This is a genomic window from Streptomyces sp. TAA040 (assembly GCF_000424845.1).
In genome coordinates, this window is the sequence record NZ_AUKR01000007.1 from 196,572 (window position 1) to 210,167 (window position 13,596).

Sequence of the window (13,596 nt, forward strand, 5' to 3'; positions counted from 1 at the left end):
TCCGCCGTATATACTTCCGGGTCTGTGTACCCGACCTAGGAGCCATCCCATGGCGACAGACCTCACGGGGCGCCACTTCCTCAAGGAGCTGGACTTCACCCCCGAGGAGTTCCGGCACCTCGTCGAGTTGGCGGGCCGGCTCAAGGCCGCCAAGCGGGCGGGCACCGAGAGGCCGCAGCTGTCCGGCCGTAACCTGGCGCTCGTCTTCGAGAAGACCTCGACCCGCACCCGCTGCGCCTTCGAGGTGGCCGCGGCCGACCAGGGTGCACACACCACCTACCTGGACCCGGCCGGGGCGCAGATCGGCCACAAGGAGTCGACCAGGGACACCGCCCGCGTGCTGGGAAGGATGTTCGACGGCATCGAGTACCGCGGAAGCGGCCAGTCCGTGGTCGAGGAGCTGGCCGCGCACGCCGGGGTGCCGGTGTTCAACGGGCTGACCGACGAGTGGCACCCCACCCAGATGCTCGCCGACGTGCTCACGATGACGGAGCACTGCGCCAAGCCGCTGGAGCGCATCGCGTTCGCCTATCTCGGCGACGCCCGCAGCAACATGGGCAACTCCTATCTCGTCACCGGGGCGCTGCTGGGAATGGACGTGCGGATTGTCGCCCCGCGCGGGCTGTGGCCCGAGCAGGGCGTGCAGGACCGGGCGCGGGAGCTCGCGGAGCGGACCGGTGCCCGGATCACCCTCACGGAGGAGGTCTCCTCCGGGGTGCGTGGCACCGACTTCGTGGCCACCGACGTCTGGGTCTCGATGGGGGAGCCCGAGGAGGTGTGGGACGAGCGGATCACGGCGCTGGCGCCCTTCGCGGTCACGAGTGAGGTGCTCAGGGCGACCGGGAACCCCGACGTCAGGTTCCTGCACTGCCTCCCGGCCTTCCACGACCTCGGTACGGCCGTCGGGCGGGCGATCCACGACCGGTACGGGCTGGAGTCGCTGGAGGTCACCGACGAGGTGTTCGAGTCGGAGCACTCCGTGGTGTTCGACGAGGCGGAGAACCGGATGCACACCATCAAGGCCGTACTCGTCGCCACGATGGCCGGTGCGGGTCCCCGCCGCCCGTAGCGCCGCAGATCCGCCCGGCGGAAGTCTTCCCGCCCGTGGCTACGGCACCGGCGGCCGGGCACGGACGGCCGAAGGGGCGCGGGCTCCGTGGCGTACGGAACCCGCACCCCTTTCGTCCGGTGATGCCGTCGTCTGCGGACCGGGTAAGCCGGTCAAACGACGGCCCACAGGCCCAGTGCGACCAGGAAGGCCGACAGGCCGAGGGTCGTCTCCATCACCGTCCAGGTCTTCAGGGTGGTCTTCTCGTCCATGCCGAAGAACCGGCTGACCAGCCAGAAGCCCGAGTCGTTGACGTGCGAGAGGACTGTGGCGCCGGCTGCGATCGCCACGACCAGCAGCGCGATCTGGAAGTCGCCCAGTCCGGCCTCGGCGACCGAGCCCGCGATCAGGCCGGACGCGGTGGTCAGGGCCACTGTCGCGGAACCCTGTGCGACGCGCAGCAGGGTCGCGATCACGAAGGCCTGGACGATCAGCGACATGCCGAGGTCCGCGAGGGAGTCGCTCAGCGCGGTGCCGATGCCGCTGAGCCGCAGGATGCCGCCGAACATCCCACCCGCACCGGTGATCAGGATGATGGAGCAGATCGGGCCCAGGGCGCTGTCCAGCGTCCTTGTGACCTCGGACATCGACGACGCCCGGGGGAGGCCGAGGATCGCGATGGCGACGAGGACGGTGATCAGCAGCGCCACCGGGGTGTTGCCGAGCAGCCCCAGGAAGGCGACCCAGCCCTGCCCGTCATCGAGCGCTCCTGCGGTGACCAAAGTGTCCAGGACGGTGTTGAAGGAGATCAGGACCAGCGGTACGAACAGCAGCAGGAGCACGGTGCCGAAGGTCGGCGGCTGCCGCTCCGCACCGAGTCCGCCACCGGTGGCGTTCCCGCCGTCCTTCGCGTGTGTGTCCGCCGTGGTCCCACCCGTGGTGTCCGTGCCCGCGGCGTTGCCGCCGCCGGTGAGCGTCTTCGTCCCGCCGTCCGAGGGTCCGCGGCCGCGGCTGTCCTTCTGCTCGCCGAAGAGGACCTCGGGAACCGGGACGTAGATGCGCGCGCCCAGGAACCGGGAGACGAGCATGACGCCGACGTACCAGGAGAGCACCGCGATAGGGATGCCCACCAGCATGGTGACGCCGATGTTGCCGCCGAGCACCTCGGCGGCGGCGACCGGGCCCGGGTGCGGCGGGGTCATGGCGTGCATGGCGGCGAACGCGCCGGCCGCCGGCAGCGCGTAGAGCAGCAGCGAGCCGCCGAAGCGGCGGGCCACCGTCAGGATGATGGGCAGGAAGACGACCAGGCCCGCGTCGAAGAAGATCGGGAACCCGAAGAGCAGGGCCGCGATGCCGAGGGCGAGTGGCGCCCTGCTCTCCCCGAACCTGCCGATCAGTGTGTCGGCCAGAACCTGCGCGCCGCCGGTGACCTCCAGCAGGCGTCCCAGCATCACGCCGAAGGCGACCAGCAGGGCCACCGACCCGATGGTGCCCGCGAATCCCGACATCATCGCGTCGGGGATGTCGGCGAGCGGGAAGCCGACGGCGAGCGCCGTGAGCACGCTCACCAGGACCAGTGACACGAAGGCGTGCAGCTTCACCTTCATGATCAGGAACAGCAGCAGGGCGACGGCCCCCGCTGCGATCAGCAGCAGCGCTGCCGTGCCGTACGCCGGCTCAATTGCTTCCATGAGAACACTCCATTGAATTCTCCGTGCCGTGGATGTCCGGGCCGGACCCGGGACTGCCGGTGAGGACGGCAGCGGCCTGTGCGGTGACGCTCTCGGGGCCCGCCGTGAGGGGGATCGAGGTGCCGAGCTCGTCCGCCTGAAGCGGTTCGAGCGGGGCGAACCGCGAGTCGAGCAGCGCACCGGGCATGAAATGGTCGCGGCGCTGGGCGAGCCGCTCGGCGATCAGCGCGCGATCGCCGGTCAGATGGACGAAGAAGAGACGCGGGGAACCGGAGCGCAGCCGGTCGCGGGAGACCCGCTTCAGGGCCGAGCAGCTCACCACCCCGCCGCGTCCCGCGGCCCCGGCGCCGATCGCGTCGAGCCACGGTTCCCGGTCGCTGTCGTCGAGCGGGCCACCGGTGCTCGTCCGCGCGATGTCGGCCGGCGGGTGGAACGCGTCGGCCTCGGCGCAGGGGGCCCCGAGTTCGTCCGCCAGCAGTCTGCCGATCGTGGACTTGCCCGTGCCGGACACGCCCATGACGGCCACGAACTGGGAGGGGGACATCCGTGAACCTCGCTGTCTTCCTCGACCCGATGCCGCAGCACACTCAAGCCCATGAGTACGACGTATTCAAGTCCTTGTCTCTCAAAAGTCATACATATTTGCGGGATCACGCGGACGCGTAGGGTGAGAGCAGCAGGGGGAAAACGAAGTGCGGGCCGGACACGGGAGAGCCATGACCAGTGAGGGGCAGGGACTGCACGCGCGGCTGCTGGCGTGCCTGGGTCCCGAGATCACGTCCGGCGGCTGTCCTCCCGGCACGGTGCTGCGCACCGACGAACTGGAGCAGCGGTTCGACGTCTCCCGCACGGTGGTGCGCGAAGCCGTACGCGTCCTGGAGTCCATGAGCCTGGTGGCGTCACGGCGCCGCGTCGGCGTCACGGTACGCCCCACCGAGGAGTGGAACGTGTACGACCCCCAGGTGATCCGCTGGCGGATGGAAGGTGCCGACCGGGCCCGGCAACTGCGGTCTCTCACGGTACTGCGCTCGGCCGTCGAACCCGTCGCCGCCGGGCTGGCGGCCCGGCTGGCCGATCCCGGGCAGTGCGCCGAGCTGACCGAGCACGCTCTGGGCATGGTGGCGACCTCACGCGGCCAGCAACTGGACGCCTACCTGGTCCACGACGTGGCGTTCCACCGGGTCATCCTCTCCTCCTCGGGCAACGAGATGTTCGCCAAGCTGGGTGATGTGGTCGCCGAGGTCCTCAGCGGGCGCACCGAGCACCACGTGATGTTCACCGACCCCGACCCGGCCGCGGTGACCTTGCACGTCCAGGTCGCGGAGGCGGTGCGGCACCGAGACGAGGAGGAGGCCGAGCGGCTGACGCGGGAGATCACCGCCGGAGCGATGGCGGAACTCGACCTGCTGGCACCCTGAATCCTGATCCACCGAGGTGGTTCGGGCGTGGCCTTCCGATTGGTTTCCGCGTCCGCCTGGAGAGGGTGGCAGGGTGCGGAGGCCCTTGGACCGGACGTACTCGGTGACCGGCTTGACCAGTTGGTCGATCACTCCAGCAGAGCCCGGGAACCTCAGCCACCTCGGCTCTCGGTCCGTTCGTCGCCCGGAACCAGGCAAAGAGGAGGTGCGCGGGTCCGGACGGATGCGCACGTCCCCGATGGCGCAGTGCGCGGATCTCCGCGTCCTTGCCCCGGTCGCCCCTCGGCAGCAGGCGCGGTACGGCGACCACGTGCGTCACCCCGGGCGGGCACGTCGCAGCAGCACAATCAGCGATCATGCCGGGCGATCGCCAGCGGTGCGGGAGTATCGATTCGAGCTTGCGTGAGCGAGACCCAACGCCTCCGCACGCCGACTCCCACCTGGGCGGATGAGAGTTGCGGCAGGGACGGCGCCGCCCGCTTCTGTCGAGAAGACCACGAGCAGTCAGCCGTGAGGCGCTCGGCGGGGACCCCGCCCAGCGCCTCACGTGGCTGTGCTCGGCCGTCAGTCCGTCAGGCCGGTACGCACAGCGCCATGGCTTGTACCTTGCCCTTGACCTGCTGCGCCACACACCCCGTCGCCCGTGCGCGTCGGGACGTTGGCCCGCACCGCGTCGTAGATGTTGCCGCCGTTGGCGTAGTGGAAGGTGTTGGAGAAGTGTCCGCCTCCGGAGACCTTGGTGCCGGACGGGCATGTCGCCTTCGAAGGTTCGCGGACATCCCCTCGGCGCTGGAGTCGGCTCGGAACCTGCTGGTCCTCCTGGGAGTGGCGCTGCTTGTCCGTGCAGGGTTCGGGACGCCGACCGCTGCTTCCCTCACTGCTGCCGTGTCGTTCGGCTGTGCGTTCCTCGGTATGTGCGGGCCGGCGGACCCGTATCCCCGGGTTGTGCTCCTCGGACCGCGGGGGCATCCCCACGCCGCGATCGCCTGCCTGGCCGTCTTCGTCGCGGCCTGGCGGCGCTGGGGCGGAGCACGGACCGGCGGTCACCGGGCCGGGACCCGCTCACCGGGCGTCCCCGTCCGTGCCGCCGTCCGCGTCGCGTGCTCCGTCCGTGTCGCCGGTCGATCCGTCCTCGTCCCACCAGGGCTCTTCCGGGCCCCTGCGGTTGGCCACCACCGCGGCCACCGGCGGAATCACCGCCGCCACCGCGCACATGCCGATCGCCAGGGGCACCGAGTAGAGCCGCACGACCGCCCATGCGCCGACGAACAGCAGCAGGCACAGCCCCATCAGCGCGAAGTACCGCCGCCGCCGCGTCACCGCCGAGCGGCCCGCCGCGTCGCGACCGTAGGTATCGTCCGCAGGGCCTGACACTGTTCCCGCGTACGGCCGGGTACCGCCCGTCGCGCGCCCTCCCGGGCCGGGACCGGCCGACCCGCGGCCCGGCCGGGCGTCACCGGTCCTCCCGTGGCGGCCGGGCCGCGGGGTCACGCCGCCTCCCGCCGGACTTCCTCCACCACCGCCTTCTCCAGCGCCGCCCGCACCAGGGCGGCGGCGAACCGCGCCGTCGCACCCCGGGGCGCCAGTGCCGCCAACGCGTCCGTGTCGCCCGGCAGCCCCAGCCGCTCCGCGCCCTTGCGGGCCTTGGCGTCCAGATACGGCCGCAGTTCCGGCCACACCTCCTGCACCTCGCGCAGGAAGATGTCCGCGCCGGTCGGGCCGAGCCCCGGCAGCCCGCGCAGCAGCCGTCGCAGTTCGTCCGGGTCGCCGTCGGCCTTCTTCCGCATCCGCCGCAGGTCCCCGCCGTAGGACTCCAGGACCGTCTCCGCTGCCTGCCCCAGGCGGGTGGCGGTCTGCTCGTCGTAGCGCCGGTAACCGCCCTCGCCCAGCGCGTCCACCCGCTGCTGCCAGGTCGCCTCCGCCATCGGCTGGGGGCTGCGCATCCCCGCCCGGAACAGTGCCTCGGCCGCCGCGACGGCGACCGAGGCGCGGATCGGCGCGCTCAGCAGGTCGGCGAGCACCGTGAGCTGGAACAACGGCTGCGGGGTGTCGCGCAGGGTGATGCCCGCCTGCGCCGCGTAGGTGCGGCCCGCCGTGTCCAGCAGCGCTTCCACGGTCCGCCGGTCGGCCGCGCTGCTCATCGCGGGGGTTTCAGCGGGTCGTGGCCCAGCCGCATCAGCCGGTGCCGCCAGTTCTCCTGGCCCGCGGTGGGCTCCAGATCCTCCCGTCGCTCGGAGGACACCGTGTCGACGACCTTCTCCATCACCCGGAGGTCGTCGTCGGTGAGGTCGGTGCGCCGCTTGCGCAGCACCGCGAGCACCTGCCTCCCCTTGGGGGTGCCGGCCTGGTCCGGCACCGTCTCGCTGTTCTCCAGCGCGGTGTCCGTCCGCAGCCACTCGCTCAGTTCCTGTGAGGTCATGTTCACGACGCGGTGGAACTCGTCCCACAGGGCGTCGGTCTCCGGTGAGGTGTCGACCACGGCAGTATCTCCTCTTCGCGGCTCCGTCGTTCCCCGCGCGGGTCCCCGCCGCCGCGTGCGGGAAACGTGGCCGCTCCCGGGCGTCGCGGTGCTCAGTGGCAGAGTGCCTCGTCCAAGGCCGCCAGGACGTTCGCGCCGCCGGCGTCCGTGGTGGGCAGCGCGGTGACCGCCACGGAGACGGCCCGACCGTCCCGGGTCGCGCCGCCCCGGGTCTCGTAGCCGGGGATGTCGCCCCGTGGCCCCGGACCAGACCACCGCAGCTCACTGGTGTGCTCATCAGTCCGAGCCCGTAGCGCGCCCCCGGCCACAGGTCGGCTTCCACCGTGCGGCGCATCTGCGCCAGCTCCGCCTTCCCGAGCAGCCGTCCGCCGAGCAGCGCGGTGAGGAAGCGGTTCACGTCCCGTGGAGTGGAGACCAACTGGCCCACGGCCCATCCCCAGGACAAATCCATCCTCGTGATGTCGCGCATCGGCGCGTCCGGTCCCTCGGCGTGGTAGCCCCCGGGGGTGCGCCCGGCGGATGCCGCGCTCACCGACGTCGGGGAAGTACGTCGCACGCAGCCCCGCGGGACGGATCACCCGCTCCGTCAGCTCCTCCGCCGGCGGCCGGCCGGTGACCTTCTCCACCAGCAGCCCCGCCAGCAGGTAGTCGGTGTTGCTGCAGGACCACTCGGTGCCCGGCGCGAAGACCGCCTTCCGGGAGAGCGCCAGGTCCAGCAGTGCGCGGGGAGCGGTGCAGGCGTCCCGCAGCGCCGGGAAGTGGGTGCCGAGTACCTTCGACGTACTCGGGGAGCCCGCTGGCGTGCTGGAGGGCCTGCCGCACGGTGATGTCCCGGCCGCGCACCGCGGCCAGCGCGGCGGGGAAGCCGTCGCGTCGCACCCGTTCTCCGAGCGCGCGCCGGACCCCGTCCCGCGGCCCGGCGCCGCGCCGGTGTCGCGGGGTCCGCATCAGCATGGCGGACCAAGATCCACACATCGAACCCGTCAGCGGGCCTTCCGCATGGGGGCGGACCGCCGCGTGGCCGGAGTGCCCGCGGGTCCGGCACGGTACAGCGGGCACCACCGCCCCGCCCGCCGGCGCCGGGGCGCGGCGAGGTCCGTGGTGGGCGCGGGTGGGGGCGCGGGGGCGGTCCGGGTGCGGAGGGCGGCACCGGACGGACGCGGTGCGGGAGGGCCGCGGTGGGGGAGGGCCGCGTCGGCGAGGTGCGGCGTCCTACCGTTCCTGCGGTCCCGCCGGGACGTCGGCCTCGGCGGAGGAGTCCGGCCCGTCGGCCGGCCCGTCCTGCGCCGGGACGGACGGTACGCGGTCCCGCCGTCCCGGTACGGCGAGGTTCGCCGTACCGGACCAGCGCTCGTACGGGGCCGTCCGGTCCCGGTGGGGCAGGACCGCCATCGGCGACCAGCCCCACACGACCGTGGCGGCGAGCACCGCCGCGTACGGCAGCAGCGGCCCCACCGGGTCGGGGACGGAGACCGCGCCGACGTGCTCGGCGACCGCCAACCAGCCCACCGCCAGGGGGGAGTGCAGCATCCAGGTGCGCAGCGTGATGCGTACCGGCCCCGCCCTGCTCCCGTCCGGCCGGGCGATGCGCAGCAGCACGGCGCGCTTGCCGGGGGTGGAGGCGAACACCGCGGGCAGCAACCAGAACCAGAGCACGCCCAGCGCGGTGCCGATGGGCAGGGCGTACTGCCGACCGGTGGGCCAGTCGGTTCCGACGGCGATCAGGCCGGTGGTCAGCGTCCAGGTGATCAGCCAGCCGGCCAGGTCGGTGAGGAAGGCCAGTGCCCGCCGGATCACGCTGACCCGGTCGCCGTAGCGGGAGCGCTCGCGGTCCGGGTCGTTCGCGGGCAGGAGCCGCAGCAGGGGGCCGGCGACCAGCCAGCCGAGGACCGCGCCGCCGGTGTTCAGCAGCAGGTCGTCCACGTTGAACTGCCGGTAGGGGCAGTCGTAGACGAACCACAGGCCGGTGTACTGGGTGGTCTCGAAGAACAGCGAGACGGTGAACGCCAGGACGGTCGCGGGGAGCAGGTTCTGCCGCAGGAGGTAGCGCAGGTAGATGCCCAGCGGGAAGAGCAGCGCGACGTTCAGCAGTGTGGTCCAGGTCGGCGTCAGGACGAACAGCGTCGCCGGGTCCCAGTCGCCGCCGGCGGCCGTGGACACCGTGGAGTAGAAGGCGAACGGCTCCAGTTGCGGACTGGCGGCGTAACGCACGGCGGAGCAGTGGGCGCTGGTGTCGGCCGGCAGCGGCATGACGGTCTGCAGCAGAGCGGCGAGCAGGTAGAAGACGAAGCTGTAGAAGACCAGGGCCGACCACCCGCCGGCCCTTCCGCGCCGGCGGTAGCCGCGGATGGCCACCGGGACCATGATCAGGGCGGTGATGAGCGGGAACAGGGAAACCGCGGCCTCGACGGGCAGCAGGTACGTCTCGAACACGGCGGGTGCCTTCTGCGGCGTCCTCTGCCGCGGTACGGGTCCGGTGGGTGTGCGGGGACCGGGCGGATGCCGTGGCCTGCCCGGGGCGCGGCGAGTCCTCCCGCCGGTCCACCACAGTAGGCGATCTCCGCACGGCCCGGTGCGGGCCGGTCACGCCGGCCCGCACCGCGGACGTCGGGCAACGGGCCCGGAGCACCGCTGCCCTGTCGCGGAGGCCGGCGCTCGCCGCAACCTCCCCGCGGGCAACCCGGGCGAGGCCGACCGGTTACTATGCGGACCTTCGGTCCGTATAGTGGAAACGAAACGGACCGGCGGTCCGAACTGCTGCGGAACGGGGCACGAGGGACACCCGCACCACCGCCCCTGCGGACCTGTACCGCCGGGGCCCGCGGTTGCTGCCGGACAAGGGGCGACGCCTGGGCCGAAGTGTGGGACGCGGAGGGGGCCCTCGAGTTCCTGTCCGCACCGCCGGGACGGTTGCCCCGCCGAGGCCGTGACCCCGCCCGGGGCTCCGCCGCCGGGAACGTCGCCGGGCAGGCCCCACGGGCTCAGCCGCGCGAGCGGGTGCCCCAGGGCGTGGTCGGCTGGAGCACGGCCTCGCTCAGTGCGCGGGTGCGCAGGTGGGTGATCGCCCGGTACTCGGGGTCGGCGACCATGGCGCCGAACGCCGCCCGGCTCGGGTAGCGCACCACCAGGACCGCGTCCCAGGACTGTCCCGTCTCCGCGACCAGGGGAGTGCCCCCGTCACCGGCGTGGAGCACCTCGCCGCCGTACTTCTTCAGAAAACGGCCGGCCTGCCGGGAGTACTCCTCGTACGACGCCCGGCCGTCGGGTCTGAAGCGGAGCAGGTTGAGCATGACGACCGGGCCGTCCGGGCCCTCCGCCACCAACCGGGCGATCTCGGCTTCCGAGGGATCCACTGCCACGGTGCGGCCCTTCTCGTCGCTGAGCGCCCGGCGCCGCCGGGCCCTCTCCGTCACGGACGGCAGCAGCCTAGCCCCGTGGGGAGCGACTGCATACCGTCCGGTCGGTTTCTCTCCGGTTCCGGGTCTCGCTTCCGGCCGGTCGAACGTGCGGGACAGCCCTCAGGCACCCGACCCGTCCCGCTCCCGTAGCGTGAGCCGCCGGACGATCCGCTCGACCCGGTCGGCGCCGCCGGCGGGTCGGAGTACGGAGGAGGAACGCATGGACGCGGACGACTGGGATGCGCGCTACCGGGCCGCGGAGCGCGTGTGGTCGGCGGAGCCGAACCGCTGGGTGGCCCGGGAGGTCGGAGGCCTGCCTCCCGGCCGGGCCCTGGACCTGGCGGCGGGGGAGGGGCGCAACGCGGCGTGGCTGGCGAGCCGTGGCTGGCAGGTGGACGCCCTCGACTTCTCACCCGTGGCGGTGCGCCGGATCACCGAGGCGGCCGGGCTCCACGCGGACGCCGTGCACGCCGAGGTCGCCGACGTCACCCGCCACACCCCCGCGGAGGCCGCCTACGACCTGGTGCTGATCTCCTACCTGCACCTGCCCCGCCCCGAGATGGACGGGGTGCTGGCGAGCGCCTGCCGTGCGGCGGCGCCCGGCGGCACCCTGCTCCTCGTCGGTCACGACGTGAGCAACCGGGAGCACGGCACCGGCGGCCCGCAGGACGAGCGGCTGCTCTCCCGCGTCGGGCAGGTGCGCGCCGCCTGGGAGCCGTACGCCGAGATCGTCCTGGCCGAGGTGGCCCGGCGTCCGGTCGGGGACGCCACGGCCCTGGACACAGTGGTCCGCGCCGTCCGCCGCTGACGGAGGCCGCATCCGGCCGCCTTCAGCGGCGCACGGCCACGCATCGGGGTGCCGGAGTGCCGGGGGCCCGGCGGTGGGCCGAACCCCGGCGGAAGCGCACTCATCCGGCGCGCAGGCCGCGGTCGGCGAAGGCGATCAGCCACTCGAAGCTCTCGTCGACGTCGGCGCTCCACTGGAAGCCGTTGGCCCCCTGAAGGGTGGCGAAGCCGTGGCAGAGGCTGCGGTGGCGCGCCTTGTGCGGGGTCAGGATGGTGGGTGAGTGCGGCGGCGGGGCAGGGGCCGTCGTGGTGAGGGCACGGCGCGTTCGGAGAGGGCAGCGGATGGATATGAGGGACGAGGGCGGTGCCGGGGCGGGTGCCGGGCCCGGCACCGTGGCCGACGGGGAGGGTGCTGCCGTGCGCGGCGGTTCGGGGGAGTGCTGGGACCGGGAGCCGCATCCGTCGGACAGTACGCGGACGTTCGGGGCGTTCGTGCAGACGTTGCGGGAACATGCGGGCCTGAGTCGGGCGGAGTTGGGTGATCGGGTGCGGTACTCGAAGCACACGGTGGCGTCGGCGGAGTTGGGGCGCCGGATGCCGGACGAGTCGTTCGTGGAACGTGCGGAGCAGGCGCTGGGCAACACCGGCGCGCTGCGGAAGGCGGCCCGTCATCTCACGCGGGGTGAGGTCGGCTTGGCGGCGTGGTTCCGGCGGTGGGCGGGGCTGGAACGCGAAGCGGTGAGCCTGTGCACGTACGAGTGCCGCTTGGTGCCGGGACTGCTCCAGTCCGAGGCGTACGCCCGGGCGGTGTTCGACAACAGCGTCCCGCTGCTGACCGATGAGCAGCGGGACGCCCAACTCGCAGCGCGACTGGCTCGGCAGACGATGATGCGGGAGCGACCGACCGTGCCGTTCAGCTTCATCGTGGATGAGTCCATCTCTCGGCGCAGGCTGGGTGGGACGCATGTGTACCCGAGCATGCTCGATCATGTGCTGGAGGTGACGGCGCCCAGGAACGTGACGTTGCAAGTGGTGCCCACGGACTCGGAGTTCCATGGGTGTCTGGACGGTCCCGTGCGCATCCTGGAGACCTCGGAAGGACGGCGACTCGGCTACTCCGAGGGTCAGCAGAACGGGCGCCTCATCTCCGTCCCGAAAGAGATGAGCCTGCTCTGTCAGCGCTATGAAACACTGCGCTCTCAGGCCTGAATCCGAAGGAGCCCAGGGACCTGCTGGAGCGACTCCGAGGAGAGCCATGAGCAGCGGTATGACGGAGCTCGCCTGGTTCAAGTCCAGCTACAGCGGAACGCAGGGCGACGACTGCGTGGAGATCGCGATCGGGGAACCGGCTGTTCACGTGCGGGACTCCAAGGACGTGTGCCGTCCGCCCCTCGCGGTCGGTCACGCGGGATGGGCGTCGTTCGTGGAGTTCGCCTCGCGGCACTGACCGAGCAGGGGTGTGCCGTCCGCACCGCCGGAGCACCGAAGGCGTGGACGGCACACCTGGTTGCGGGCCCCGCGTGCTCAGGGCTTCCCGGTCGGGCCGCAGTCGGGGCTGCCCGGGCGGGTTCCGGCCCCGGGGTCCGGTCCCGGCGCGACGTCGCGGCCGGTCGGGGTCAGGGGGTCGGCGCGGGTGGGGGCTCCCATTCGAGGAGGGCGAGTCCGGCGGCCATGCCGCCCCCGAAGCCCGCCAGGAGGACGAGGTCCCCGGGGGCCAGGCGGTCGGTGGCGTGGTCGAGGGTGAGGGGTACCGAGGCCGCCCCGGTGTTGCCGAAGTCCGCTGCCGTCACGTGGGTCCGGTCCGGTGCGAAGCCGAGGTCGGCCGCCAGCTTCTCGATCATGCGGCCGTTGGCCTGGTGCGGCACGAAGTGGACGCGGGGCTCTGCCTCTCCTCGCGCGCCACCCGCCCACCGCGCCCCGCCTGCCCCCTGCCCGCCCTGCGCCCCGTGCTCGCCCTGGGCACGGACGAGGTGGGTGTCCAGGAAGTCGCGGATCATCGGCCCGACCCGGTCCTCGACGAAGGTGCGCACGGCCCGGCCGTCCATCGTGAAGTAGTGCAGTCCGTCGGCGAGGGACTCGGGCGAGGCCGGGATCCGGGAGCCGCCGGCCGGGACGCGGATCAGGTCCCGGTCGTCGGGGAACGACGCCAGACGGGTCGCGAGCACACCCCTGCCGCGGACCGGCCCCAGGACGACGGCCCCCGCGCCGTCGCCGAACAGCACCGCCGTGCGCCGGTCGGCAGGGTCGAGGATGCGGGAGTAGATGTCGGCACCGACGACCAGGGCGCGTTCGCCGGTGCCGTGCAGCATCCGCTCGGCCGTGGTCAGGGCGAAGACGAAGCCGCTGCACACGGCGTTCATGTCGTACGCGGGCGTACCGGGCGGGACGGCGAGTTCGGCGGCCACCGCGGCGGCGGTGGGCGGTTGCGGCGAGTCCGGAGTGGAGGTCGCCACGATGATCAGGGAGAGGTCTTCGGCGCCCACCCCGGCGTCCCGGAGAGCGGCACGGGCGGCGGTCGCCGCGAGACCGGAGGTGGCGTCGTCGGGCGCGGCCCGGCGGCGGCTCCGGATACCGGTGCGCCGGACGATCCACTCCGGTGTCACCCCGGCCGGTGCTCCCACCTCCTCGTTGGTGACGACGTCGCCGGGCAGGCAGGAACCGGTGCCGAGCACACCGACGGCTCCCGCGGTGGGGACTGCGGCTGAACGACTGGTCATGAGGACTCGTTTCCGATCGGCCCGAGTGGGCGGTGGGGGGTGGGCCCCGGCGCGTCGGT

At 72.7% G+C, this 13,596-nt stretch carries 13 protein-coding genes and 2 pseudogenes; 5 read left to right on the plus strand and 10 right to left on the minus strand.

Going from position 1 to position 13,596, the window contains the following annotated elements:
* Positions 1 to 49: 49 nt before the first annotated feature.
* Complete coding sequence (argF, locus tag H300_RS0107840; RefSeq protein ID WP_028426991.1) at positions 50 to 1,069, plus strand: ornithine carbamoyltransferase; 1,020 nt, start codon at positions 50 to 52, stop codon at positions 1,067 to 1,069.
* 152 nt (positions 1,070 to 1,221) lie between these two features.
* On the opposite strand, the gene H300_RS0107845 is transcribed toward argF, so the two are convergent.
* Together H300_RS0107845 and H300_RS25620 are read right to left on the minus strand one after the other, a co-directional pair.
* Positions 1,222 to 2,739, minus strand: a complete 1,518-nt coding sequence (locus H300_RS0107845; protein ID WP_028426992.1) for a GntP family permease — start codon at positions 2,737 to 2,739, stop codon at positions 1,222 to 1,224.
* A complete protein-coding gene (locus tag H300_RS25620; RefSeq protein ID WP_051269723.1) occupies positions 2,726 to 3,283 on the minus strand; it encodes a gluconokinase in 558 nt (185 codons plus the stop codon). The genes H300_RS0107845 and H300_RS25620 overlap by 14 nt, the downstream gene beginning before the upstream one ends.
* 172 nt (positions 3,284 to 3,455) lie before the next feature.
* On the opposite strand from H300_RS25620, the gene H300_RS0107855 reads away from it, so the two are divergent.
* Positions 3,456 to 4,157, plus strand: coding sequence for an FCD domain-containing protein (locus H300_RS0107855; RefSeq protein ID WP_028426993.1), 702 nt, complete (start codon positions 3,456 to 3,458; stop codon positions 4,155 to 4,157).
* 1,062 nt (positions 4,158 to 5,219) lie between these two features.
* Here H300_RS0107855 and H300_RS32260 read toward each other — a convergent pair.
* From H300_RS32260 to H300_RS0107885, 6 genes are all read right to left on the minus strand, one after another.
* Positions 5,220 to 5,447 (minus strand): hypothetical protein, encoded by a 228-nt coding sequence (locus H300_RS32260; RefSeq protein ID WP_051269758.1) that lies wholly within the window; start codon positions 5,445 to 5,447, stop codon positions 5,220 to 5,222.
* A 197-nt stretch (positions 5,448 to 5,644) separates the two neighbouring features.
* Positions 5,645 to 6,298 (minus strand): endonuclease, encoded by a 654-nt coding sequence (locus H300_RS0107865; protein ID WP_028426994.1) that lies wholly within the window; start codon positions 6,296 to 6,298, stop codon positions 5,645 to 5,647.
* On the minus strand, positions 6,295 to 6,636 hold the full coding sequence (locus tag H300_RS0107870) for a DUF3140 domain-containing protein (RefSeq protein ID WP_028426995.1): 342 nt from the start codon (positions 6,634 to 6,636) through the stop codon (positions 6,295 to 6,297). Before H300_RS0107870 ends, H300_RS0107865 begins: the two co-directional genes overlap by 4 nt.
* A 92-nt stretch (positions 6,637 to 6,728) precedes the next feature.
* Positions 6,729 to 7,385, minus strand: a complete 657-nt coding sequence (locus tag H300_RS29915; RefSeq protein WP_078515799.1) for a serine hydrolase domain-containing protein — start codon at positions 7,383 to 7,385, stop codon at positions 6,729 to 6,731.
* Between the two features lie 463 nt (positions 7,386 to 7,848).
* Complete coding sequence (locus H300_RS25635) at positions 7,849 to 9,069, minus strand: VanZ family protein (protein ID WP_051269730.1); 1,221 nt, start codon at positions 9,067 to 9,069, stop codon at positions 7,849 to 7,851.
* A 548-nt stretch (positions 9,070 to 9,617) separates the two neighbouring features.
* A complete protein-coding gene (locus H300_RS0107885) occupies positions 9,618 to 10,049 on the minus strand; it encodes a DUF1330 domain-containing protein (protein ID WP_486583632.1) in 432 nt (143 codons plus the stop codon).
* A 205-nt stretch (positions 10,050 to 10,254) separates the two neighbouring features.
* On the opposite strand from H300_RS0107885, the gene H300_RS0107895 reads away from it, so the two are divergent.
* Positions 10,255 to 10,842 (plus strand): class I SAM-dependent methyltransferase, encoded by a 588-nt coding sequence (locus tag H300_RS0107895; RefSeq protein ID WP_028426997.1) that lies wholly within the window; start codon positions 10,255 to 10,257, stop codon positions 10,840 to 10,842.
* Positions 10,843 to 10,942: 100 nt separating this feature from the next.
* Here the strand turns inward: H300_RS0107895 and H300_RS32265 are convergent.
* A pseudogene (locus H300_RS32265) lies at positions 10,943 to 11,152 on the minus strand (TetR-like C-terminal domain-containing protein); the annotation flags it as partial.
* Between the two features lie 10 nt (positions 11,153 to 11,162).
* Here H300_RS32265 and H300_RS25640 point away from each other — a divergent pair.
* Positions 11,163 to 12,079: pseudogene (locus H300_RS25640) on the plus strand (helix-turn-helix domain-containing protein).
* Positions 12,076 to 12,267, plus strand: a complete 192-nt coding sequence (locus H300_RS0107910; protein ID WP_028426999.1) for a DUF397 domain-containing protein — start codon at positions 12,076 to 12,078, stop codon at positions 12,265 to 12,267. The pseudogene H300_RS25640 and the gene H300_RS0107910 overlap by 4 nt, the downstream one beginning before the upstream one ends.
* 169 nt (positions 12,268 to 12,436) lie before the next feature.
* Here the strand turns inward: H300_RS0107910 and H300_RS0107915 are convergent, their stop codons facing one another.
* Positions 12,437 to 13,537, minus strand: coding sequence for a ketoacyl-ACP synthase III (locus H300_RS0107915; RefSeq protein ID WP_051269734.1), 1,101 nt, complete (start codon positions 13,535 to 13,537; stop codon positions 12,437 to 12,439).
* Between the last annotated feature and the right edge of the window lie 59 nt (positions 13,538 to 13,596).